The following is a 23,013-nucleotide window of genomic DNA, read 5'->3' on the forward strand; positions in this document are numbered from 1 at the left end:
TAGCTGCGCTCAAGCGACTGACTTGCTGTGCTGCGCCGAGCAGTGGATCCAGATGCCTGCATATCTCTCCTGCTTGGCTAATCACCATGGCCAGCGCAGGGTGCCGCCATCTGTATCGCTAGGAACACTTTGATGAGACGTTACAAGGGGCTCGCTGCTGGCAAGTAGCGCGGCTGGCGCAGTTGAAAGAGGTGGTGGGCCATGGGGCTGGCGAGCACTCCCCTTGGTCTGCCCCGGCAGCAGCAGCGCGCAAGGGCTAACGCAAGTCGCTGCGCGACCCCTGCGCGCTGCTGATCACACCGGGGCCAGACGGCGATGTCGTTCGCCAGCTCAGCCATGGCCGCCACTCCTCCCAGCAGCACCTGCCCGATCCGCATCATCTCGATGCATCTCCTCGGGGCTGCCGGTGAGCTCCTGCGGGTGCTCTTCCTCGATCGCGAGGGGTACATCTCAGCTGAGCCGCACTACTTGCCCCGCGATGAGGCCCTGATCCTGGCCGCCAATCAGCAGCGGGTGCTCGGGCATCAGGCACGGGTGCAGGTGCTCTGAGGCGCCTGGCCGGAGGCTGTTTGCCTCCGGCTTTGCTCAGATGGCAGCTAAACCTCGTCAGCGGGACGCGCGAGATCTACGAGCAGACGGCTGGCTAAGTCCCCCGGGCTGCGCAAACCCATCTCCTTCCGAAGCCCTTCGAGCCAGTCCAAGGTGGATTGGCGCAGGTCAAGGCTGACCCGCACATATGGATCGTCAGCTGGGTTGGCTTCGCTCATTAGCTCCTGGTTGGGCTCCAAAGATCAGCAGGCATGAGGCTGGGTGCAACCCCACTGGCGGCAAAGCTGGACGTTTGCCGCAGGTGCTCGGCAATGCCCGCCGGGCTGGCGATCTGATCTACCCGTAGACATCTGACACGAATGGGGCGTGTGTCTTCTGAGGAAGGGTCGGTAGATCAAGGCGCTGGCGATCACGCAATTCGCCATGCCCGTTATGGGCATGAGTGGTGATAGCGCAAATCAAGTGCCCTGAAGCCCAGGCGCTTGGCCATCGATAAATCGGCGCAGGTTGACGCCGGCCTCCATAGCTGCAGCCAGTAGCTCGGCACGTTGAACTTCGTCGAGCCCATCCCAGAAAGCGTGGAACAGATCCAGTGAGGCCTTGCCCATCCCTACCAGCCCGAGCACTGAGAGAGGGAAGCCGAGCCAGGGGAAGATCAGCAGCACCACCCCCAGCACCAGACTCACGGCAGCGCCCTGCTTCACCGACTCCCACACTGTGCTGGCAACCATCTGGATCTGCACCCCCCGAGTGATGGTGCCACGCTTGCGCAGCGCCTCGGTGCGCAGTCCGGTCAGCAGGGCCTGGTAGATGGCGTAGACCACAACCCCGCCGAGTGTGGACTCCGCCACAAACTCACCGCCGGTAAAGCTGCCGCCGTTGAGGTTCACATCCACTGAGGCCAAGCCAGCCAGCGGTGCCACCTCGAGGCCAGCCTGGGGGATGCGGAAGGGGTCGCGGTCGCGGGTCATGGGACAGCTAAAAGATCCAATGGAATTTCAGCTTAGCCCTGGAGAAAGTGTGGTCATCGCTTTATGCAAGACCTGCATCACTCAGTGCAGCACAGGCTTCGCAGAGGCAACTAGCAAGGCTCAGCAGCGCACCCGAGACGGCCCAGTCCCTACAGGACGTGTCAGTAAGCAAAAGTGGGTGGGCTTCCTGTGTTAGAGCGAACGAAGCTCTCATTACCGTCGCGGACAGCCTGCCGCTTCTCTGCCATGAGTGTCGCCATTACTGGGAGGCTGAGCATGGCCGAGATGATTCCAGACAGCGTTCTGTCAGCTGCACCAAGAGGTGAAAAGTTTCTGTTCAACGCTTTTCGCGATGCGCTACCAGACAATTTCATTGCTTGGCACGAGCCGAGTGCAACAACATCCAAGCCAGACTTTGTCATTCTCTCAGACACCCATGGCCTACTGGTTGTAGAAGCCAAGGGGTGGTCAAGAGGAATGATTAAGGAAGCTGATAGCAATCAGGCCCTCGTGGAGTGGCCTGCGACTAGCGCAAGTCCAGCAAGGGAGCAGGTTCACACCCATCCCCTTAAGCAGGCCGAAAGCTACAAATACGCCTTGATGGACAAGCTCAAGGCCGAGTCAATCCTGGTGAACAATCAGCAAGGCGTTAACTACGGAAAACTCAGCTTTCCTATGGGCCGATGCGCTATCATGACTGGGATGACCAGGTCTGAGATTGAACAAGAAGACCTGTTCGGCACCAACCTTGCTCCTGTCTTCTTGCAGGAGTCAATCCTTTTTGCTGATGATATTGAATCCTGGTCGGACCTGAGCGACCGACAGGTGATCGCACAGTTCTGGGAGCTCTTCGATAGCCGAGCCAAGTTCAGGTTTCCCCCGCTCACCGACGATCAGATTCAGACCATCAGGGCAGTCCTTAACCCTTCAACCTCGGTGAAGCGCGTTCCAGCAACACCGCAGAGCTGGAACCTGCCAGGCCCCGTGCCTGAAGATGCGACCATCATCAAGACACTTGATCTACAGCAGGAGCGGGCGGCCAAGCAGCTTGGCGACGGCCACCGAATCCTCAGTGGTGTTGCAGGATCAGGCAAGACTCTGATTCTCACAGCCCGAGCGAAGTGGCTCCTTGAGGGGAACCCTGATCAGAGGGTGCTGATTACTTGTTTCAACGTTACACTCGCCGCCTATATCCGCTCCGTTGTGCATGGCGGCAAAAGAGTTGTGGCAAAGCTCTGCTCACCTGGTGTTGAAGCCAGGCACTTCCACGGCTGGGCAAAAGCCATTTGCGGATCTCTTCCTCAATACGGAAGCCGTGATGAAGACGATGTTGACGAGGAGCTGGCAACTCTGGTTATGGAAAAGCTAGAGGCTCGCCCTGAGTTGCGCTATGACGCCATCCTGGTGGACGAAGCCCATATCATGCATCCCTCCTGGTTCAAGGCACTAAAAGCCTCCCTAAAAGAGCCTGATGAAGGGTCTCTGCTCATTGTGAATGACGCCAGTCAAAAGCTGCGCAAACGAAAACGATTTAGCTGGGCATCGGTTGGCATCAACGCCCGCGGACGCACAAGGATTTACAAGAAGAACTATCGAAATACAAGGGAGATCCTTGCGTGTGCCTGGAGCACGTTGTCAACACTTGTGGCCTCAGAGCCTGAGGCAGAGGAGGCTTTCCCTGTGGTCATTCCCGATCAATCTGATCGACACGGAGGCACGCCAAAGCTCATCCTTGCCAAATCAGTCTCAAGTGTTGAGCAACTGGCCCTTGGTGCGTGTAAGCAGGAGATCGCTTCTGGAGTGGAGGCAAAGAGCATCGCATTGATTTATCGCTATGGCGGCGGCAAGTTTTCAGATCGAATTCAACGCTTGCTCACTCAATCTGCGCGTCAACTCAATGGAGAAGCACTCTATTGGGTAACACGTGATGCGACCACCAGGAGTAGCTATGGGATTAACCAGCCTGGCATTCGATTGATCACCACCCAGTCAGCTCTTGGCTTGGAGTTCAAGAGCGTCTACCTCCTCTGGCTAGAAGACTTTGATCGAGCCCTTGACACCGCCAATCTCGAGCAGCAGCTTCGTGATCTCCGAGAGCTCTACGTGGCGATGACCCGCGCGCAGGATCACCTCACGTTGATCTGTTCATCAACTAGCCGTCTCGGCGCCCACCTCGCCCAGGAACGGGACACCCTTGGCCTGGAGGTGATCCATGCCTGAGCGGCTCCAAACCAAGCCCACCAAGGGTTGCGTTGTGTTTTGCCGTAGCCACAACCACCTGGTGGAGGATGTGCAAGACCCAGCGACCGGCGGCGACACCGTGGTGCGCCTGGCCTGTCTGGATGACGACGCCAACGGGCAGATCACCGAGGTGTTCTGGGAGCGGGAGGTGGATGCCCGGGTCCTGGGTCAGAGCACCTGGGAGACGATCGGGCAGCGGGGGTTCGATGATCCGCAGGTGTTCTCCAGCTACCTTCACACGCTGCAGTGGAACTGCGTGACGGCCACCGACCCGGGTCTGTTCCAGTCCCCTCTGCGGGCGGGGATCGATGTGAAGCCCTACCAGCTGGAGCCGCTGCGTAAGGCCCTGCGCATGCCGCGGGTGGCTCTGTTCATCGCAGACGACGTCGGCCTGGGCAAGACGATCGAAGCCGGGCTGATCATGCGCGAGCTTCTCCTGCGTCAGAAGGTGCAGCGGGTGGTGGTGGTGCCCCCGCCGTCGGTGGTGCTGCAGTGGCAGGGCGAAATGGAGAGCCGCTTCGGTTTGCCGTTTGCGGTGATGAACCGCGAGTACGTGTCGCGGATGCGGCGCGAGCGGGGCTGGGGCATCAACCCCTGGGCGACCCATACCCGCTTCATCCTTAGCCAGGCGCTGGTGCGCAATGAGGACTACGCCGGGGCCCTGCGCGATTGGCTGGGAGATGGCGAGAAAGCGCTGCTGATCCTCGATGAGGCCCACAACGCCGCTCCTTCCAGCGGCTCCAAGATTGCGGTGGACTCCAAGCTCACCCGGGCCATCCGCAGCCTGGCCGGCTGCTTCGAGCACAAGCTGTTCCTGTCGGCCACGCCCCACAACGGCCACAGCAACAGCTTCTCGGCTCTGCTGGAAATCCTGGATCCCACCCGCTTCTGCCGCGGGGTGCCTGTGCGCAACAAGGCTGACCTTGAGCCCGTGTTGGTGCGGCGCCTCAAGGAAGACCTGCGCCAAATAGGCGAGGAGCTGCCCAAGCGTGTGGTGGAGCCCGTGGTGCTGGAGGGGCTGGATCCCTCTACGCCTGAGCTGGAACTGGCCCGGTTGCTCAAGGCCTACCGGGCGATGAGGGAGCAGCGGCTCAAGGGTGCGGGAAGTAAACAGCGCGCTGCCGAGCTGCTGGTGGTCACCAACCTGCAGAAACGGCTGCTCAGCTCGATCGAGGCCTTTCACCGCACGCTTGGCGTGCACTGCGACACCTTGCGGCGGAGGGACGCGGGCGAACGCCTGCGCACGGCCCGAGACCCCCAGCAGCTGAAGCTGCTGCAGCAGGGCATCGATGGCGACGACGAGCGTGCCGACGCCGATGAAGACAGCGTCGAGCGGGAAGCTGAGCAGGAGCATCACCTGGCCCTGGCTACCACCGAACTGGGCGCAGGGCCCGAGGAATGGGCGCTGCTCAAGGACATGCAGCGCATCAGCGAGCGCGCCCGCTACGAGCCTGATGCCCGCATCACCTACCTACGCCGCTGGATTCAGCAGCACCTCTGCCCGGATCTGGGGCAGGAGCGAGCCGAGTGGAACGGCGAGCGGCTGTTGATCTTCACCGAGTACGCCGATACCAAGCGCTGGCTGCAGGAGCAGATCGAGTCGTTAATCGCCGGCAGCGACAGGGAACGGGAACGCATCGCCACCTTCCACGGCGGCATCGGCGATGAGAAACGGGAAGCCCTCAAGCGCAGCTTCAACAGCCCGCCCGATCAGGATCCCCTGCGCATCCTGATCGCCACCGATGCCGCGCGGGAGGGGGTGAACCTGCAGAACAACTGCCGTTACCTCTTCCACTTCGACGTGCCCTGGAACCCGGGGCGGATGGAGCAGCGCAACGGCCGCATCGACCGCACCCTGCAGCGCGCCCCAGAGGTGTTCTGCCACTACTTCGTGCTGGCCGACCGCGAGGAAGACCGGGTGCTCGACGTGTTGGTCAAGAAAACCGAGGAGATCCGCAAAACCCTCGGCTCCCTGCCGCCGGTGGTGGTGGGCCGGCTGAGTGAGCTGCTGGCCAAGGGCATCAATCCCACCAAGATCAGCGAGGCGATCGCGCAGATCCAGGGTGTGGATCAGGAGGAGGGCTACAAGCACCGCCAGGCCCTGGTCAACCTGGAGCTGGAAGACAACAGCCGCGAGCGGGAGGACGAGCTCCGCCAGCAGGTGGCGCGGCTGGAGAAGGCGCTGCAGAAGTCAGAAGACTGGCTCCACTTCAGCAGTGATCTCTTCCGCGATGCGCTCAACACCAGCCTGCGGGTGAGCGCCCAGGGGAGCGGGGTAGGGAGCGGATCAGTGCCGCAGCTGACAGCCAAAGATCCAGCAGCAGCCCAGGCCGATCCCGAGCGGGCCGAATGGATCTTCCCGGCGGCCGATGAGCTGCCTGGTGGCGAGCAGAGCTGGGGAGACGTGTTGGATGCGCTGCGGCGTCCCCGCCGCCCTGGCGAGAAGCTCTGGGAGTGGCGGCGTAGCACGGTGCCGCAGCCGGTGGTGTTCAAGGACCCCAAGGAGGTGAATGCCGACCGGGTGCACCTGCATCTGGAACACCCCCTGGTGCAACGGTTGCTCAACCGCTTTTTGGTGCGGGGGTTCCAGGGAGAAGAGCTGAGCCGGGCCGCGGTGATCGCCACCCACGACGACACCGCCAAGCTGATCCTGTTGGCACGCATGTCGCTCTATGGCCACGGCGCTGCACGCCTGCACGACGAGGTATTGGAACTGGTGGCCGAATGGGACCCGGCCGATCCAGCCCGGCGGCTGCGGGTGCTGAACGCCACCAAGACGGACATGGCCCTGGCCGACCTGGAAACCAGCCTGCGTGAACGTCTCCCATCGGTGGATGAAACCATCCAGCGCCAACTGCGCGTCCAGCTGCCGGCCGACGTGGCCCAACTCAAGGACCGCCTAGAAGCCCTCGCCACAGAACGGGCTGAACGGGCCAAGGACCAGCTGGCCAGGCGTGCCGACGACGAGGCCAACGCCTTCGTGAAGGTGCTGCAGGAGCAGCGGGAGCGGATCCTCAAAACCCGCACCAAGCACGACAGCGATTTCGATCAGCTGGCCTTCGGCTTTGCTGACCACGAGCTCAGGCAGCTGCGCGACAACCGCTCCTACTGGGACAAACGGCTGACGAGGATTGACCGGGATCTGGAGCTGGAGCCGGCTGCCATCCGGCGCACCTTTGAAGTGGCCACAGCCGCGAGAATTGAACCGGCCGGCGCGATTGTGCTCTGGCCGCTGGAGGCGGCGCGATGATGGAGCCCATGGCTGCCACTCCGCCCCCCCTGGTGACCCGTGAGGCCCTAAGGAGCTTCACCCAGCGACTTGTGGAGCATTTCGCGCCTCAGAAAGTGATCCTGTTTGGCTCCCAGGCCCGTGGTGAAGCGCGCTGGGATTCCGACGCCGACATCCTTGTGGTGATGCCCTTTGAGGGCAGCTCATTTGAGCAGCGCCTGGCCATGCTTGAGCTGGGTGCACCCTCGTTTCCGGTTGACCTGTTGCTGTGCAGACCCGAAGCCGCAGCACAGCGATATGGCTGGGGCGATCCGTTCATCCGTGAGGCCCTGGATCACGGCGAAGTGCTCCATGGCTGAGCTCACCCCGTTGGTGGAGGCCTGGATCCGGTACGCAGATGACGACTGGCAGGACAGTCAGATCCTGGCCAGTGCTGGTGGTAACCCGCGCAGCATCTGCTTTCACCTGCAGCAATGCATCGAGAAGCTGTTTAAGGCGGAGTTGATGCGGCTGCAATCGCCTGTGCCCAAAACCCACAACCTGAAGGAGCTCTCTGATCTGTTGCAGCAGGCAGACGCCGGCTGGAGTGCTGCATCGATCGATCTCAACCGGCTGTCGTTGGCTGCCGTTGACTTTCGCTATCCCGATCCCAGTGAGCCCGAGCCCGACATTGATCTGCCGCTGATTCAGTCGATCGCTGCTGATCTGAAGGAGCGGTTGTTGGATCGTCTGGGGGGTAGCCGCTGATGGCTCTGCGCGCCTCTGGTGTTCACACCCACGAGGAGTGGAAGGGCATGGCCCAACCGGTGGGCCTGGTGGTGGAGCCTGTGGTGCTCAACCGGTTGGGGCTCTTCCCGGAGAGTGCCACCACCGTGCTGGCCGACTGGCAGCAACGGCTGGAGCAATTGCTGGAAGACCAGCCCGTGGACGAGCAGTGGCTAAGCGTGGCCCCCAGCTTTGAGCTGTTCTGTGAGGAAGTTCTGGCCTGGCAGCCCGGCGACCTACACAAGCCCGAGGAGATGCCGGCGCCGGTGGCCGTGCACCTCGATGAGTACGACGAGGTGCTCCGCCCCGATTGGATCGTGGGCGAACCCAGCCAGGGGGATGGAGCGCTCAAGGCCCAGCTGCTGGTTCAGGAGCTGCCCCTGGGTGCGCCCTTTGACGCGCTGCCCAAGGGCCTGGATGGCCGGCGGCAATGGGAGGCCACACCCCAGCAGCGGTTGGAGCGGCTACTCAAGGAAAGCGAGCACCCGATTGGCCTGCTCTGGAACGGAGTGGCCCTGCGGCTGGTGTACGCCCCACGCGGCGAATCCAGCGGCCACCTCACCTTCCCGCTGGAGCCGATGACCACGGTCGACGGGCGGCCGATGTTGGCGGCGCTGCAGATGCTGCTCGGGCCAGATCGCCTGTTCGAAGGCGGCGCCAGCAACACCCGCCTGCGGCCGCTCATGGAGCAGAGCCGCAAGGAACAGAACGAGGTGAGCACCCGCCTGGCCGAGCAGGTGCTCGAAGCCTTGTGGATCCTGCTGCGCGGTTTTGATGCCGCAGGGCTGGAGGCCGACGACCCCAGCCACATCTACGGCGGCTTGATCACCGTGCTGCTGCGGTTGGTGTTCCTGCTCTACGCCGAAGACGAAGAGCTGATGCCCACCGATTCGCGCTACGACCAGCACTACAGCGTGGGGGGCCTGGCGCAGCGGCTGCGGCAAGACCGCGCTGATTACCAGAACGCCATGGACGGCAGGCGCGGAGCCTGGGCCACGCTGTTGAGCCTGTTCCGCCTCGTCTACGACGGTGGCGGCTCCACCGAGGCCTATCTCCCTGCCCGGCATGGAGATCTGTTTGATCCGGAGACTTACCCCTTCCTTGAAGGACGCACGACGGGCACGAGCTACACCGATGGGCCCTTGGCCTCGGTGCCGGCCATCAGCGACGACGTGGTGGAGCAGGTGCTCACCAAGCTGCTGCTGCTCGACGGCCAGATCCTGAGTTACCGGGCTCTGGATGTGGAACAAATCGGCTCGGTGTACGAGGGAATCATGGGCTTCATGGTGGAGAAGGCCACCGGGCCCAGTGTGGGGATCACCTACAACCCCCCGCGCCAGAAGATCAAAATCACCGTGGTGGTGAACGCCGAGCAGCTGCTGGAGGTGAGCGGCGCCAAGCGCGAAGCCTGGCTGGACGAGCAGGCCGGCGTGAAGCTGAAGCTGCCGGCCAAGGTGAAACAAGAGCTCAAAACCGCCACCACCCTGGCCGAGCTTTGTGTGGCGCTCGACAAGAAACTCTCACCCCATACGTCCCGTGGCCTGCAGGCGGGTTCACTGATCCTGCAGCCGACGGCCGAGCGGCGGCGCAGCGGCAGCCACTACACACCAAGGGCGCTCACCGAACCGATCGTGGCCGAGGCCTTCCGCCCCTGGCTGGAGCACTGCAACCACCAGCCCACGGCCGAGCAGATCCTGGCCCTGAAGGTGTGTGACCCAGCCATGGGTTCAGGCGCCTTCCTTGTGGCGGTGTGCCGCTATCTGGCGGGTTGGCTGGTGCAGGCCTGGGAGCGGGATGGCTATCCCGAGGGCTTCCGGCAAGACGCGGATAAAGACACGGTGGCCCGCCGGCTTGTGGCCCAGCGCTGCCTGTATGGGGTCGACAAGAACCCGTTTGCGGTGAACCTGGCGCGCCTGAGCCTCTGGCTGGTGACGCTCAGCAAAGACCTGCCGTTCACCTTTGTAGATCACGCCCTCAAGTGCGGCGATTCGCTGGTGGGGTATTCCGTGAAGGAGATCCAGGCGGCGATGCAGCAGGTGCAGCTGGGCTTCCTGAATGAGCAGAACCAGGTGTTTGAGCAGATGGGCCTGGCCCGGCGCGAGAGCTTCGCGGAAGACAGCCTCACCGATGCGGGCTACGACCGCAAAAAGGCGTTGCTGCAGGAGCAGACCCAGGCCAGTGAAGGTCTACGCCAGGCCGGCGATCTGATGGTGGCGGCCTTCTTTGATGCACCCAAACCCAAAGACCGACCCGACAAGCAGCAGGTGTATCTGGCACTGCTCAGCGGCAACTTCAACGACGCGGCGCTGCAGGGTTCGATCCAGGAGATCCGCGAGCGACTGGCGGCAGGCGAGAAGGGGATCACGCCGTTTCACTGGGATCTGGAGTTTCCGGAGGTGTTTGGCGACGGGCGGAGTGGGTTTGATGTATTTGTGGGGAATCCGCCGTTCGCGGGCAAGAACACCATCGCCGAGGGCAGCCCCGACGGCATCCTCGACTGGTTCAAGCAACTGCACGCGGAGAGCCACGGCAATGCCGATCTGGTGGCTCATTTCTTCCGCCGCTGCTTCGATCTGCTGCGGCCCGGCGGATCACTGGGACTGATCGCCACCAACACCATTGCCCAGGGCGACACGCGCAGCACTGGCCTGCGCTGGATCTGTCTGAATGGCGGCACAATCTACGCAGCGCGCAAGCGCTACAAGTGGCCCGGCGTGGCGGCCGTGGTGGTGAGCGTGGTGCACCTGCACAAGGGCGCCTACACCGGCGTCAAGCTGCTGGATCGGCGGCCGGTGGAGCAGATCACGGCCTTCCTGTTTGCCAACGGCGGCCATGAGGATCCGAAGCAGCTGGCCGCCAATGCAGGCAAGAGCTTCCAGGGCTCGATCGTGCTGGGCATGGGCTTCACCTTCGATGATTCAGGCCCGGCCGACGACGACACGCCTGGGATCCCATCGCCGATCGCCACGATGGAACAGCTGATCGCTGAAAACCCAAAGAATGCAGAGGTGATCTTCCCCTACATCGGTGGCGAGGAGGTGAACAGCAGCCCCACTCACGCGCATCATCGCTATGTAGTCAACTTCGGGGAGAGGTCTGAGGATGAGTGTTGGCGGGAGTGGCCGGAGTTAATGGCGATTGTGGAGAGGAAGGTGAAGCCAGCGCGCCTAGCGCAGAACCGGGAGATCCGTGCACGTTACTGGTGGCGTTTTGGGGAGACAACGCCAGCGCTGCAGGCGGCTGTTGTCGAATGCGATCGGGTACTCGCAACTGCGCAAGTAAGTGCCATAAGAGCATTTGTGTTTCTAACTGGATGCAAGGTGTTCGATCAGCGACTAATCATTCACACACTGCAGAGCTCAGATCACTTGGCCCTGATGTCAAGCAGTCTGGTGACTCAGTGGGAGATCAGTAATGGATCAACTCTTGAGGATCGTCTCACATATACCCCAACGACTTGCTTTCAGACTCTTCCCTTCCCAACCGCCCTGCTCGAATCCAACGCCAATGGTCACGCCTACGAGCTCATGCGCCAGAGTCTCGAAGTCAGCGGCGAGCGCTACTACCAGTTCCGCGCCGAGTTGATGGTGACCAACAATGAAGGCCTCACCAGCACCTACAACCGCTTCCACGATCCATCCGAAACCAGCTCGGGGCCGCTGGAGCTGCGCCGGCTCCACGGTGAGATGGATCAGGCGGTGCTGAATGCCTACGGCTGGAGCAATGTGCCCACCGCCTGCGGCTTCGGCCTCGACTACCTCGACACCGAAGATGACGCCCAGCTCCCCGAGGAACTGCAGGAGCGCATCGACAGTGGCGACCTGTTCTTTTGGGATGCCAACGATGCCCTCGATTTCCAGGGCCAGCTGGAGGCCTACGGCGCCATCAGCGGCCGCCGCAAACTGCCCTGGCGCTACCGCTGGCCCGATGCCGTGCGCGACGACGTGCTCGCCCGCTTACTGGCGCTGAATGCCGAGCGGTACCAGGAGGAAGTGGATCAGGGCCTCCATGGTGGTGGCCGAGGCCGTGGCGGCGGCGGAAGCTCTGGTGGTTCAGGCACTGGGCGGCGGCGCGGTCGGCCGCCCCGGAATCCCCAGCCCGATTCCGGCCAGACTGACCAGATCGGACTGGCGCTATGACCATCGCCCTCGCCCAGCCACAGCTCGACGCCATCGCTGAGGCCTGCCAGCGGCATCACGTGGCGCGGCTGGATGTGTTCGGCTCCGTTTTGAGGCCCGATTACCGGCCTGGAGAAAGCGACATCGATCTGCTGGTGGAGTTCCAGCCGCTTGATCCCGCCAGCCTTTACAAGGCTTACTTCGCGCTCCTGAACGACCTGCAGCACCGCCTGGCATCCCGCGTCGATCTGGTAATGGCCGATGCCGTCCGCAACCCCTACGTCAAGCAGGCCATCGAGGCCAGCCGGCAGCAGATCTATGCAGCGTGACCCCCGGGCTTATCTGAGCGACATCCTGGAGGCTGCAGCAGCCATCCAGGACGCAACCAACACGATTGACGAAGCTGGCTACAGCCAATCGAGGCTGATTCGTTCAGCCGTCGAGCGTGAGTTCATCATCATCGGTGAAGCCCTGAAGATGCTGGCACAGCGGGATCCACAACTGTTTGCCGCGATCCCGGAAGGACGGCAGATCATCGACTTCCGCAACCTGCTCACCCATGAGTATCTGAATGTCAGTCATGCCGTGGTCTGGGGTGCCATCCAAACGGATCTGCCGGTTCTGATCGAGCACTGCACCCGGTTGCTCAGCCAGGTCAATGAGGGGCTCCGCTGAGCGATGGCCAAAGCAGAAGCCACCGTCGAAGAACTCGTCAGCAAGATCGAGCGCGGTGAGCTTCGCCTGCCCGAAATGCAGCGCCGCTACGTCTGGCGTTCCACCCGCGTGCGCGATCTGCTCGATTCCCTCTATCGCGGTTATCCCTCGGGCGCCATCTTGATCTGGGAAACCGATGAGCCCGTTCCCGAACAAGCCTTTGCTGTGGGCCAGCAGGCCAATCCCTACGCCAAAACCCAGCTCCTGCTTGATGGCCAGCAGCGGCTCACATCCCTCTCCTCTGTGATTCGTGGCGAGCCGGTTCAGGTGAACGGCCGCCAGCGTCCCATCGAGCTGCTCTTCAACCTGGAGCACCCCGATCAGCTCAGCGTCATTACCGAGGTGGACGACAACAGCACCGATGCCGCTGATGAACCAGTCGACGTCAATGACGACGGGGAAGACCCCTCGGACGATGAAGCTGATGCCTCAGAGGACGAGCTGCAGAAGCGCTTCGACCGCATGACCTTCGTGGTTGCGACCCGCAAGCTCGAGCAGCTGCCCCAGTGGGTGAAGGTGAGCGAGGTGTTCAAGATCGACAGCGACGCTCCCTTCCTGCAGCAAGCCGGGGTGAAGGGTTTCGACGATGAGCGCTACCAGAAATACAGCCAACGTCTGGCCCGTCTGCGCGGCATCCGTAAATACGTCTACCGGATGGATGTGCTGGAGCGAACCCTTTCCTACGACGAGGTCACCGAAATCTTCGTGCGGGTGAACTCCCTTGGAGCCAAGCTGCGCAGCTCCGATCTTGCCCTTGCCCAGATCACCGCCAAATGGCGCGGTTCCCTGAACGTGTTCCAGGCCTTCCAGGCCGATTGCATTAAAGACGGTTTTGAGCTCGACCTGGGCCTGCACCTCAAAAACCTGGTCGCCCATGCCACTGGCCAGTCCCGCTTCCTGACCGTTTCCAACCTCACCCTGGATGAGTTGAAGAGCGGCTGGGACGATGGCTGCCGCGGCATGGAATTCGCGATCAATTTCCTGCGCAGCAATGCCGGCATCACCAGCCCGGCCCTGCTGGCCTCGCCGTTCCTGCTGATCAGCCTGGGCTTCTATGGCGCCCAGCGCTCCTACAAGCTCGCGGCCGCGGAAGAGAAGGGTCTTCGCCGTTGGGTGTTGCTCGCTAATGCCAAGGGCCGCTACAGCCGGGGCTCCAGCGAAACCCTCCTCGATCAAGACCTCAAGATCCTCCGCGATGGCGGTGGCTTCCAGGAGCTGCTGGATCGATTGCGCACCCAGGTGGGTCGCCTGGATGTCACCCCAGAAGAGCTGGAAGGCCGCAACCAACGCAGCGCGCTGTTCAAGACGATGTTCCTGGCTTTTCGAGCTGCAGACGCCCGCGATTGGCGCTCCAACCTGGTCATCGCCCTCAGCCATGTGGGCAATGCCCACCAGCTGCAGTTTCACCACATCTTCCCCAAAGCCGTTCTCAAGAGCACAGCCACAACCCGGGAGACAGACGACATCGCCAACCTCGCCTTCATCAGCGGTAAGGCCAACCGCAACATCAGTGCCAAGGAGCCTGCCCTCTACTTTCCAGAGGTGCAAAAGGCCAATGGCGAGCAACCCTTCCAGAGCCAGTGCATCCCCACCGACCCTGAGGTGCTCACTATTGGGCGCTACAAGGCGTTCCTGGTGGAGCGGCGGCGGTTGATCGCTGAGCGGCTGAACACGTTTTTGGGGTCGAGCGAAGGCACGGCGAGCCCGTGATGCTTTCAACAAATGCTGAAATGGGCTCGCACACTGAAACAGGGGTAGGCTTGCCAGGCCCGGAGGCTTTCAACATTTGCTGAATCAGGCCCTAGAGCTGAAAGAGGGAGAGTCCTTGGGTCTCCAGTTGCTTTTGGAGTTGCTGGCCCAGGTCCCAGTGATCCGTAGCGTGGAGCCGGTTCTGCCGCGAACCTGGGACGCCAGCGGTATCGATGCCCTCGTCGGGCTGCAGCTGGAAGACCGGCTGCAACCACTCGCTTGTGCCGTGCTGGCCAATGGACAGCCCCGTCATGTGCGCTTGGCCCTCTGGGAACTCACCCATGCGATACGGCGGGATTGCCCTGACGCCATCCCACTGCTGATCGCTCCCTTCCTCTCCCCCGCCAGCCAGGCCATCTGCAAGGAACACAAGGTCGCCTTTCTGGATCAGCAGGGCAATGCCCGCCTGGTCTTTGATGGCGTGTTCATTGAGAGGGTGGCAGCAGGGAAGCCTGCCTCGGTACGCCGAGATCTCAAGAGCCTGTTCACCCCCAAGGCCGCCCAGGTGTTGCGGCTTTTGCTCAGAGATCCCTGGCGCCCATGGCGGGTCACAGAACTCGCGGAAAAGGCAGAGGTGAGCCTCGGACAAGTGAGTAACGTTCGAAGGGGGCTCCTTAATCGGGAATGGGCCACCGTGACGCAGGAAGGCCTGGCACTCAATGACCCCGATGCCTTGCTTGATGCCTGGAGCGAGGCCTATGCAGGTTTGGGTGGCAAGAAGATGAGCTACTACACCACGCTGCACGGGAAAGGACTGGAGGATGCCTTCCTGGAGCTGTTCCGTGATCAGCGGGATCGGCCTGGGGTGTTGCTGGCGTCCTTCACCGCCGCTAAGTGGCTGGCGCCCTATGGGCGTATTGCCACCCACAACCTCCTCAGTCAGCCTGCGGAGCTGGAGCACTTGCATCACACCTTGGCACTGCAGCCAGCTGTCAATGGCGCCAATGTTGTCGTCACCATGCCGGCTCACGAAGGTGTATTCCTCGATGCTGTGCACCCGTCCCCTGGCATCGTCTGCACAAGCCCTGTACAAACATTCCTTGATCTTTCCGCGGCAGGGGAACGCAGCAAGGAAGCCGCTGAGCATCTGCGCAGCAAACTTCTGAGGTGGACACGATGAGCCCCCTGGAACCTCAGTCGGCTGCTGACTACGACGATAGGAGTACGGAAGCTGTTAAATCAGTACTGCTGGAGATAGGCCAGATTCTGGGCAGCTACAAAGGCAAATTCGTGGTTGTGGGAGGCTTGATTCCCTGGCTACTCCAGAACGATGATGAGATGCCTCATGTGGGCAGCCTCGACATCGACCTTGGCCTTGATCCTTCAGCACTTGCCGATGGCGAGTATGCGAGTCTGATCAAATTGCTGAAAGGTCAAGGCTATCGACAGCGAAATGATCTCAACCCCGAACTCAAGCCATTCCAGCTTGTGCGTGAGCTGCCACAGGAGGACGGCTCAGCGCCGATTGAAGTCGTCGTTGATTTCCTGATGCAGAGAAACGTCAAGGTTGCCAAGAATGATCCACCTTTGCTCGAGGACTTTCGTGTCCAGGGAGTCAACGGGACAGATCTCGCAATCCGACTTGCCGAGAACTTCAGGCTGAGCGGGAGCATGCCGGGAGGAGGCACAAATACAGTCACCATCTCCGTCTGCTCAATACCCGCCTTTCTTGTCATGAAGGGATTCGCGATCCAGAATCGACACAAGCAGAAAGACGCCTACGATATCTATTACGTCGTTCGTAATTATCGCGATGGTATCTCGGCCTTGGCCGAAGCATGTCGCCCTGTTTTGAACGAACCCGAAGGCCGGGAGGGGTATGGCTACATCGATGGTAAGTTCGGCGCATTCGATGACTATGGCCCAACTTTTGTCCGCAAGTTTGTGGAAGAAACCGATGTGTTGCAGGAGCGAACCCCAGATCAGTGGCAGCAGGATGCCTTTGGTGTCGTTGACCAGTGGCTCAAGGAACTCGGACTGAAAGAGTCATGAGCGATTCGATGGCGACCTCTGCGCAGATTCGCAGCCAGCTGATCCAAGCCCTCACCCTGGATCTTGTGGGTCCAACCCCACACATCCTTGCCCAGCTGGAGCTGGACGGGCGCGCGGAAGAGGCAGCGGAACTGCGCGAAGAGGTGCTCGATCGCCCCCCCATCCGCTGGTACCAAAGCGGTTTCCTCATTCCAAGTGAGACCAGCCTGGGCGATCGTGCCGATGATGCGGCCGACGACGAGTTCGCGGGCCTCGATGGCCAGAACCTCTCCGCCAAACGCAAAAGCAATGCCAGCGCCGACGACACCGGTGCCAGTGAAGCGGGGCCGGCACGGCGGGTGTTCTTCACCTGCTCCGTTGGTTTAAGCCTGCTCATACCGGCCGCAACCGGGCTCGAGGTCACGGTGCATTGGGCCAGCTACAAGCCCACCACTCCGCCAGAAGACAGCAAGGCCGACGAGGCCTGGTTACGCGAACCCCACTCCGAGCCACTCAGCCTCCCGGCCGAGCTGTTTGATCCGAGCGGCCGATCGGCTCAGTCCAAGGAGGTGCCCGGCAGCGATGGCCTGATGCTCCGCTGGCACCTCAGGCCTGCTCCTGCGGATCAGGGCTACCCCCCTGGCGCTGTTGCTGTGAGCCTGTTCCTCACCAACGAACGCAGCTTCGAAGGGCGCAGCGCAGAAGACCGTGACCGCGCCAGTGCCTACCAGGTGCAGCTGGATGTGGGCTGCAGCACCGGCTTCCTGGAACGCCACGACCCGCGCGCCGCTGATCTGGACGCCAACGCCAACGACTGGGACCATCGCGTCAACAATCTCCACTACCGGGGTGACCACGAATTCGCCGTGGGGCACAACATCTCCGTGGCTCCCCGGATTGATGCCAGCGGCCACTGCCACCAGATCAGCACCACCTGGCTGCCCCAGGCCACTGTTGAAAAGGTGCTGCCCAGGGTTGAGGAGCTGGAAGCCGGCGGTCTGGTGCTGTCGATGGCGGAGCTGGATCGTCTGGCCAGCGAAGGGGCTGGCCTGCTGCAGGCAGCCCTGAGTCCTCTCGTGACGGCTTACACAGAGTGGATCGAGAAGCAGGGCGCTACGGCGGCCACGGCCAGCAAGCAGCAGCAGGCCACCGCCACTGAACTCCTGCAGGAGGCCAGCAAGCAAGCCAGGCGGATCGAACGAGGCATCGAAGCGCTTGAAAACGAACAGGTGAGGCTGGCCTTTGCCATCACCAACCGGGTGATGGATGCGGCGGCCCGTCAGCGGTTTGGAGTCATGCGCGGCCGCAAGCCAGCCGATGTGAAGCCCTGCTGGCGTCCGTTCCAGCTCGCCTTCCTGCTGATGAATCTCGTCGGGATGGTCGAGCCCACCGATGCGGACCGCGACACCATCGATCTGTTGTTCTTTCCCACCGGTGGCGGCAAGACCGAGGCCTACCTGGGTTTGGCGGCCTACACGTTGGTGCTGCGCAGGCTGCGCCACGAAGGATCGATCGAGTCAGCAGGCATGAGCGTGCTGATGCGCTACACCCTCCGCCTGCTCACCCTCGATCAGCTCGGCCGGGCTTCCACCTTGATCTGCGCGCTGGAGCTGGAACGCCGCAAGGATCCAGAGCGGCTCGGCAAATGGCCCTTTGAGATCGGCTTGTGGGTGGGGCAGAGCGGCACCCCCAACAAGCTGGGGCGCAAGGGAGATGGTGACGACAACAGTGCCCGCTCCCGCGTGCTGGCCTGGAGCGGTGGCGATAACAAGCCGATTCCGATCGACAACTGCCCCTGGTGCGGTACCGAGCTGGGCAAAGCCTCCCTTCTCGACGACCGCCCAGCCGTGGTCCGCGGGGTGTTCCGCCTGCTTCCCGATGCCGATCATCCCAAGGAGCTGAGGGTCTGTTGCCGCAACCGTCAGTGCCGGTTCTCGGGTGACAGCACCCTGCCGCTGGTGGCCGTAGACGAGATGCTTTATCAACGCCTGCCGGCCTTCGTGATCGCCACGGTCGACAAGTTCGCCGCCCTGCCCTGGGTGGGAGCAACCGGAAAGTTGTTCGGCCGCGTCTCCCATGCCCAGCCAGGCAAGGGCTTCTTTGGTCCCAGTGATGGAACCGATCAGGCCGGAGCATCGCTGCCCCATGGCCTGGAACCACCGGATCTGATCATTCAGGACGAACTGCATCTCATCTCCGGGCCCCTCGGCTCGATGGGCGGTCTCTATGAAGCCGTGATCGATGAACTCTGCGCCCGCCAGGTGGAGACATCCACTGGAATGCAGACCGTGCGGCCCAAGATCGTGGCCTCCACCGCCACCGTGCGCCGCGCCAGCCAGCAGATGCAGGCTCTGTTCGGCCGGTGCAGCCCACCAGCCGTCTTCCCGGCCCCCGGCCCTGATCGGCGCGATTCCTTCTTCTCCTACACCGCCTCGGTGTCAGAAGCGCAAGGGAGAATCTACGTCGGTGTGTCAGCACCGGGTCGCAACATCAAGGCCCTGCTGCTGCGGGTGGGACTGGCCTTGATGAGCACGGCCCAGAAGCTCTACGCCCAGGCCGAAAAGGAACGAAAGGCCCGCGAGAAACGAGGCGAAGACAAGGGGCCCAACCCGGTTGACCCTTACATGACCTTTCTGGGTTACTTCAATACCATCAAGGAGCTCGGCATCACCCGCCGGCTGCTTGAAGAAGAAGTCACCTCCTTGCTCACCACCTACGACCAGCGTCGTCGTCTCAACGAAAGCAGCGCGCGATACGCCCGCCGCAAGATCGCCAACGAACCCCTGGAGCTCACCTCACGGGTGCCCACCTCAGAAGTCAGCACCACCAAGGCCCGCCTCGAGCTCAGCTTCGACAACGAGAAGCAACGGGTCGATACGGCACTGGCCACCAACATGATCTCGGTCGGTCTCGACATCAGCCGCCTCGGCCTGATGGTGATGCTGGGCCAGCCCAAAACCACCGCCGAATACATCCAGGCAAGCAGCCGGGTCGGTCGCGACGACCAGCGCCCTGGCCTGGTGGTGGTTCTGCTCAACCCCAACCGCCCGCGCGACCGCTCCCACTACGAGCGCTTCAGCTTCTGGCACTCGGTCTTCTATCGCGATGTGGAGGCCACCAGCGTTACGCCCTGGTCGTCGAGAGCCCTGCAGCGGGGGCTGCCGGCCATCACGGTGGCGCTCGCCAGGCACCTCAGCCCCGAGCTCAGCTGGGCCAAAGATGCAGGCAACGCTGAGGCGATCGATGCCATCCAGGCTGAAGTGGCCCAACGGCTGGGTGATCGGGCCCGCCGCTCAGCCCCCAGCAAGGCCCTCAGCGAACACACCCAAGCTGAAGTACATCAGCGAGTGATGAACCTGCTCGACAAGTGGATCCGCATCGCCCGTGATAACGGCGGGCTGCTTCAGTACGGCCGAGAAGCGGGGGAAGTGGCTCCCCTGCTTCATACCCCGCTGGACCCCGATCTCAAGGAACTCAAAGCGATGGAGCAGGAATTCCTGGCCAACTGGAGCCTGCGCGATGTGGAACCGAGCGCTGCTCTGATCCGCCAACGCCCCGATGGCGATGGGGAGGGGAGCTGATGGCTCGCCAGCCCACCAGCCGCCCCCAGGGGGAAGTGCGGCACAGCCAGCTCATCACCACCTATGGCCCAGGCGCCATGGTGGATCTGCCCGATTGCTCCGTGGTGATCGGGGGCCTCAACTTCTGGATGTATGGCCCCGATCAGCCCCCTGAAGAGATCGATGAACCACGACTGATCGCCAAGCTGCGCCAAAGCCTCAATGTGGGCTCCCTGCGCTTGCGCAAACCCCCTGTCTACGACGTTGGACCCGGCGGTCAGAGCCGCCCGGGCGGCATCCGCAGTCCCGAGTTCCCCAATTGGTTCGTGGCCCAGCTGGATGAAACCAGGGAGTTTGATGGCAAGATCTACCGCAGCCGCCCGCTGGTGGAGGGCGCACGCCTCGACAAACGCAAGTACGTCGATGCAGACCGCAAGGCGCATCGCGTCGTACCAGTGCGCTTCGTGCAGAGCTGCCCCAATGGCCATCTCAGCGATATCGACTGGCGTGAGTTCGTACACCGCGGCAAAACAACATGCCGGTCCACACTTTGGCTCGATGAGGCCGGGGCGGGCAACGACTTCACCGAGATCTTTGTGCGCTGCTCCAATCCAACGTGCATGGAGAAGCACGGGCGCAGGCAGCTGTCGGAGGCCAAGCAAAAACTCAAAGGCGACGATGACGAGCGACCCGCGCTCGGTTTCTGCCAGGGGCATCGGCCCTGGCTGGGTCCTTTCGGCCAGGAATTCTGCGACAACGGCAAGGGCAATGGCGGCAGCTATGCCAATCGCCTGCTGGTGCGTTCCGCAAGCAATGCCTACTTTCCCGAGTTGATCTCGGCAATCTCCATCCCCGAACCGATTGACGCTGTGCGGGAGGTGATCAGTAACCATCTCAAGGCCTTTGAGAAGATCACCAGCGCCGCAAAACTCGAAGTTTGGCTGGAAGACTTCGCTCCCGACCACATCAAAGAGCCTCTGGCTGGCACAGCGCCTGATTTGATCCTCCAAGCCTTGGAAGCCATCCGTGGCGGTGAGGCTGCTCCGGAGAAGACCGAGGCCCTCAAGCGCCAGGAGCTTCGCGCCTTGATCGGCCCCATCGATGGGCTCCGGCGCGGCACGGGCAGCAGCCGCTTTGAGGCCGAAAACCTTGATCTAGCAGCCAAACCAGCTTGGTTCCGGCAGCGCGTCAACCGGGTGTTGAAGGTGCACCAGCTGCGGGAAGTGATGGCCCTGCTCGGATTCACCCGACTGGAGCCCGTGGTCAGCCAGATCGATGGTGATCCCCTCGACCTAGGCGTCAAGCGCGCCCAGATCGATGTGAAGGAAGCCACCTGGCTACCGGCCGTGGAAAACCTCGGGGAGGGGATCTTCCTCAGCTTCGATTCAGACGCCATCCGCAACTGGCTCAAGAGTGACGGTGCTGCTCAGCACCTCTCAAAGCACCGTGATGCCTTCAAAACCTGGAACAAAGAGCACGGGCTCACGGAGGACAAGTTTCAGTGGCCCGGCGGCGCCTACGTGATGCTGCACAGCCTCGCCCATCTGCTGATCACCGAAGCCGCGCTTGATTGCGGCTACGGGGCCTCGGCAATCAAGGAGAGGATCTACGCCTTCGATGACATCGGTTACGGCATCCTTCTCTACACCGGTGGCAGCGGTTCGGAGGGCTCGCTCGGGGGCCTGGTGGGCCTGGCTGATCGCATTGATGAACTGCTAGCGATGGCGCTGGAGCGAGCCGCCCTGTGCTCCAACGACCCCTTCTGCGCCAGCCATGAACCCAACAGCGAACTGGAGAAGCGTTACGCCCATGGCGCTGCCTGTCATGGCTGTCTGCTGATCGCCGAAACCAGCTGTGAACGCCGTAATGAGTTTCTCGATCGCGCCCTTGTCGTGCCCACCTTGATCCAGCGCGATGCGGCCTTCTTCACGGAAGGCCCCTGATGGCAGCGGCCTTCCCCCATCTGAGTACCGCAGAACTGGAGACCCTGCTGGCGGCACTGGATCCCCAACGCGGCGACTCCGGTTCCCTCGCCGACAGCCTCGCTGATCCTCCAGCTTTTCTGGCCAGGATTGGTCTGGTGGCTGGCCCGGTTGCACTGGTCGCCTGGCTGGAGAGGTGGCGAGCTGCAGGCGGGAGCCAGGAGGCTCTGCTCATGGCCGTGCAAGCCCTTTTGGATCAGCGGCGCTGTGAAGCCGCAGCCCGCTCGATCGAACTGGTGTGGTCCGGCCCTGATGCAGGAGCAGGCTCAATCACCCGCGATCAGTCGGTGTTGATCCGTCAGTTGGTGGAGCGCGCCGAACAGCGCCTGCTGCTCACCACCTACGCCTTTTACAAAGGCCCTTTTATCAAAGAGTTGTTCCAGCTGATCCGCGAGCGCATGCTTGCGTTGCCGAAGCTGCAAGTTCGAATGGTCTGCAATATTCAGCGTGATCGAGGTGATACCGCGAGTCCAGAGACTCTGATCCGTAAGTTTCAGCAGCAAACCTGGTCACGCCTCTGGCCTGAACCGCCTGCTCCTGCCTTGTTCTTCGACCCCCGTTCCCTTGCCCTCGAAAGAGAGAAGGCTGTCTGTCACGTCAAGGCGGTAGTTGCCGATCAGGAGTTGCTCGTCACCAGTGCCAACCTCACTGATGCCGCGCAGCTGTCGAACTTCGAGCTGGGCCTGCACCTCAGCAGCCCAGCCCATGCCGATGACGTCTGGGATCATTTCGACCGTCTGATTCAACAGGGTCTCTTGCAAGCCGTTGGTTGAAGTTTGCACTTCATCAGGATGTGTATCCAGCCAAAAGCTGGTTGGGAGGCCTTCGCTGAGATTTCAGCGTCGGTGACCGACCCGCAGCAGTCCGCCTTTGTCCGCGGGCAAAGGTATCAGCTGCTGCGCACCCTGATCGGTGTCTCCAACTCGCTCCAGCCACGGCCCTCGCGCCCTGTTGCAGCTGGTAAGGAGGAGCATGGCAGCAATGACAACTCCATAAAGACCGGCTTGCGCCTGCGGCCTCCCAGAGCTGAGCGCCCTGCCCGCGTCCCAGGCAGTGGTGTAATTCCCCCGGCATCCCCACCCCGGCGTAGCCGGGGTGGGGCGCGCATCTCAGGCGATCGGCTCCACGGCTGACGTTGCAAGGGGTGGGCAGGCCCGTTTCCCT

The 23,013-nt window shown here is 62.2% G+C and carries 15 protein-coding genes; 14 read left to right on the plus strand and 1 reads right to left on the minus strand.

Going from position 1 to position 23,013, the window contains the following annotated elements; translation table 11 throughout:
* The first annotated feature begins 336 nt into the window (after positions 1 to 336).
* The gene (locus tag KBY65_RS12915; RefSeq protein ID WP_254987659.1) at positions 337 to 549 is read left to right on the plus strand and encodes a hypothetical protein; all 213 of its coding nucleotides are present in this window, start codon (positions 337 to 339) and stop codon (positions 547 to 549) included.
* A gap of 458 nt (positions 550 to 1,007) precedes the next feature.
* Here KBY65_RS12915 and KBY65_RS12920 read toward each other — a convergent pair whose 3' ends face one another.
* Positions 1,008 to 1,520 (minus strand): hypothetical protein, encoded by a 513-nt coding sequence (locus tag KBY65_RS12920; RefSeq protein ID WP_254987658.1) that lies wholly within the window; start codon positions 1,518 to 1,520, stop codon positions 1,008 to 1,010.
* Positions 1,521 to 1,766: 246 nt separating this feature from the next.
* Here KBY65_RS12920 and KBY65_RS12925 point away from each other — a divergent pair, with 246 nt between their 5' ends.
* The 13 genes from KBY65_RS12925 to drmC all read left to right on the plus strand — a co-directional run bounded on the left by KBY65_RS12925 (position 1,767) and on the right by drmC (position 22,622).
* Positions 1,767 to 3,740, plus strand: coding sequence for a nuclease-related domain-containing DEAD/DEAH box helicase (locus KBY65_RS12925; RefSeq protein ID WP_254987657.1), 1,974 nt, complete (start codon positions 1,767 to 1,769; stop codon positions 3,738 to 3,740).
* On the plus strand, positions 3,733 to 7,011 hold the full coding sequence (drmD, locus tag KBY65_RS12930) for a DISARM system SNF2-like helicase DrmD (RefSeq protein WP_255001853.1): 3,279 nt from the start codon (positions 3,733 to 3,735) through the stop codon (positions 7,009 to 7,011). Before KBY65_RS12925 ends, drmD begins: the two co-directional genes overlap by 8 nt.
* Positions 7,012 to 7,019: 8 nt before the next feature.
* Positions 7,020 to 7,349, plus strand: coding sequence for a nucleotidyltransferase domain-containing protein (locus tag KBY65_RS12935; protein ID WP_254987655.1), 330 nt, complete (start codon positions 7,020 to 7,022; stop codon positions 7,347 to 7,349).
* Positions 7,342 to 7,737, plus strand: coding sequence for a HEPN domain-containing protein (locus KBY65_RS12940; RefSeq protein WP_254987654.1), 396 nt, complete (start codon positions 7,342 to 7,344; stop codon positions 7,735 to 7,737). Before KBY65_RS12935 ends, KBY65_RS12940 begins: the two co-directional genes overlap by 8 nt.
* Positions 7,737 to 11,894, plus strand: coding sequence for an Eco57I restriction-modification methylase domain-containing protein (locus KBY65_RS12945; RefSeq protein ID WP_255001855.1), 4,158 nt, complete (start codon positions 7,737 to 7,739; stop codon positions 11,892 to 11,894). Before KBY65_RS12940 ends, KBY65_RS12945 begins: the two co-directional genes overlap by 1 nt.
* A complete protein-coding gene (locus tag KBY65_RS12950) occupies positions 11,891 to 12,202 on the plus strand; it encodes a nucleotidyltransferase family protein (RefSeq protein WP_254987652.1) in 312 nt (103 codons plus the stop codon). Before KBY65_RS12945 ends, KBY65_RS12950 begins: the two co-directional genes overlap by 4 nt.
* The gene (locus KBY65_RS12955) at positions 12,192 to 12,548 is read left to right on the plus strand and encodes a DUF86 domain-containing protein (protein WP_254987651.1); all 357 of its coding nucleotides are present in this window, start codon (positions 12,192 to 12,194) and stop codon (positions 12,546 to 12,548) included. The genes KBY65_RS12950 and KBY65_RS12955 overlap by 11 nt, the downstream gene beginning before the upstream one ends.
* Before the next feature lie 3 nt (positions 12,549 to 12,551).
* On the plus strand, positions 12,552 to 14,297 hold the full coding sequence (locus KBY65_RS12960) for a DUF262 domain-containing protein (RefSeq protein ID WP_255001856.1): 1,746 nt from the start codon (positions 12,552 to 12,554) through the stop codon (positions 14,295 to 14,297).
* 115 nt (positions 14,298 to 14,412) lie between these two features.
* Positions 14,413 to 15,456, plus strand: coding sequence for a type IV toxin-antitoxin system AbiEi family antitoxin (locus KBY65_RS12965; RefSeq protein ID WP_254987649.1), 1,044 nt, complete (start codon positions 14,413 to 14,415; stop codon positions 15,454 to 15,456).
* Entirely contained in the window at positions 15,453 to 16,328 is an 876-nt protein-coding gene (locus KBY65_RS12970; RefSeq protein ID WP_255001857.1) for a hypothetical protein, read from the plus strand. The genes KBY65_RS12965 and KBY65_RS12970 overlap by 4 nt, the downstream gene beginning before the upstream one ends.
* 8 nt (positions 16,329 to 16,336) lie before the next feature.
* Positions 16,337 to 19,888 carry a DISARM system helicase DrmA gene (drmA, locus tag KBY65_RS12975; RefSeq protein ID WP_255001858.1) on the plus strand — a complete coding sequence of 1,184 codons (3,552 nt, stop codon included), beginning with the start codon at positions 16,337 to 16,339 and terminating at the stop codon, positions 19,886 to 19,888.
* The gene (gene drmB, locus KBY65_RS12980; RefSeq protein ID WP_254987646.1) at positions 19,888 to 21,810 is read left to right on the plus strand and encodes a DUF1998 domain-containing protein; all 1,923 of its coding nucleotides are present in this window, start codon (positions 19,888 to 19,890) and stop codon (positions 21,808 to 21,810) included. Before drmA ends, drmB begins: the two co-directional genes overlap by 1 nt.
* Positions 21,810 to 22,622 carry a DISARM system phospholipase D-like protein DrmC gene (gene drmC, locus KBY65_RS12985; RefSeq protein ID WP_255001859.1) on the plus strand — a complete coding sequence of 271 codons (813 nt, stop codon included), beginning with the start codon at positions 21,810 to 21,812 and terminating at the stop codon, positions 22,620 to 22,622. The genes drmB and drmC overlap by 1 nt, the downstream gene beginning before the upstream one ends.
* Positions 22,623 to 23,013: the final 391 nt, after the last annotated feature.

The organism is Cyanobium sp. Alchichica 3B3-8F6, assembly GCF_024346435.1.
Classification (GTDB): Bacteria; Cyanobacteriota; Cyanobacteriia; order PCC-6307; family Cyanobiaceae; genus Cyanobium_A.

Coding starts and splice junctions, on each gene's coding strand:
- KBY65_RS12915 (WP_254987659.1), top strand. CDS start 337: ATGGCCGCCACTCCTCCCAGCAGCACCTGCCCGATCCGCATCATCTCG.
- KBY65_RS12920 (WP_254987658.1), bottom strand. CDS start 1,520: ATGACCCGCGACCGCGACCCCTTCCGCATCCCCCAGGCTGGCCTCGAG.
- KBY65_RS12925 (WP_254987657.1), top strand. CDS start 1,767: ATGAGTGTCGCCATTACTGGGAGGCTGAGCATGGCCGAGATGATTCCA.
- drmD (WP_255001853.1), top strand. CDS start 3,733: ATGCCTGAGCGGCTCCAAACCAAGCCCACCAAGGGTTGCGTTGTGTTT.
- KBY65_RS12935 (WP_254987655.1), top strand. CDS start 7,020: ATGGCTGCCACTCCGCCCCCCCTGGTGACCCGTGAGGCCCTAAGGAGC.
- KBY65_RS12940 (WP_254987654.1), top strand. CDS start 7,342: ATGGCTGAGCTCACCCCGTTGGTGGAGGCCTGGATCCGGTACGCAGAT.
- KBY65_RS12945 (WP_255001855.1), top strand. CDS start 7,737: ATGGCTCTGCGCGCCTCTGGTGTTCACACCCACGAGGAGTGGAAGGGC.
- KBY65_RS12950 (WP_254987652.1), top strand. CDS start 11,891: ATGACCATCGCCCTCGCCCAGCCACAGCTCGACGCCATCGCTGAGGCC.
- KBY65_RS12955 (WP_254987651.1), top strand. CDS start 12,192: ATGCAGCGTGACCCCCGGGCTTATCTGAGCGACATCCTGGAGGCTGCA.
- KBY65_RS12960 (WP_255001856.1), top strand. CDS start 12,552: ATGGCCAAAGCAGAAGCCACCGTCGAAGAACTCGTCAGCAAGATCGAG.
- KBY65_RS12970 (WP_255001857.1), top strand. CDS start 15,453: ATGAGCCCCCTGGAACCTCAGTCGGCTGCTGACTACGACGATAGGAGT.
- drmA (WP_255001858.1), top strand. CDS start 16,337: ATGGCGACCTCTGCGCAGATTCGCAGCCAGCTGATCCAAGCCCTCACC.
- drmB (WP_254987646.1), top strand. CDS start 19,888: ATGGCTCGCCAGCCCACCAGCCGCCCCCAGGGGGAAGTGCGGCACAGC.
- drmC (WP_255001859.1), top strand. CDS start 21,810: ATGGCAGCGGCCTTCCCCCATCTGAGTACCGCAGAACTGGAGACCCTG.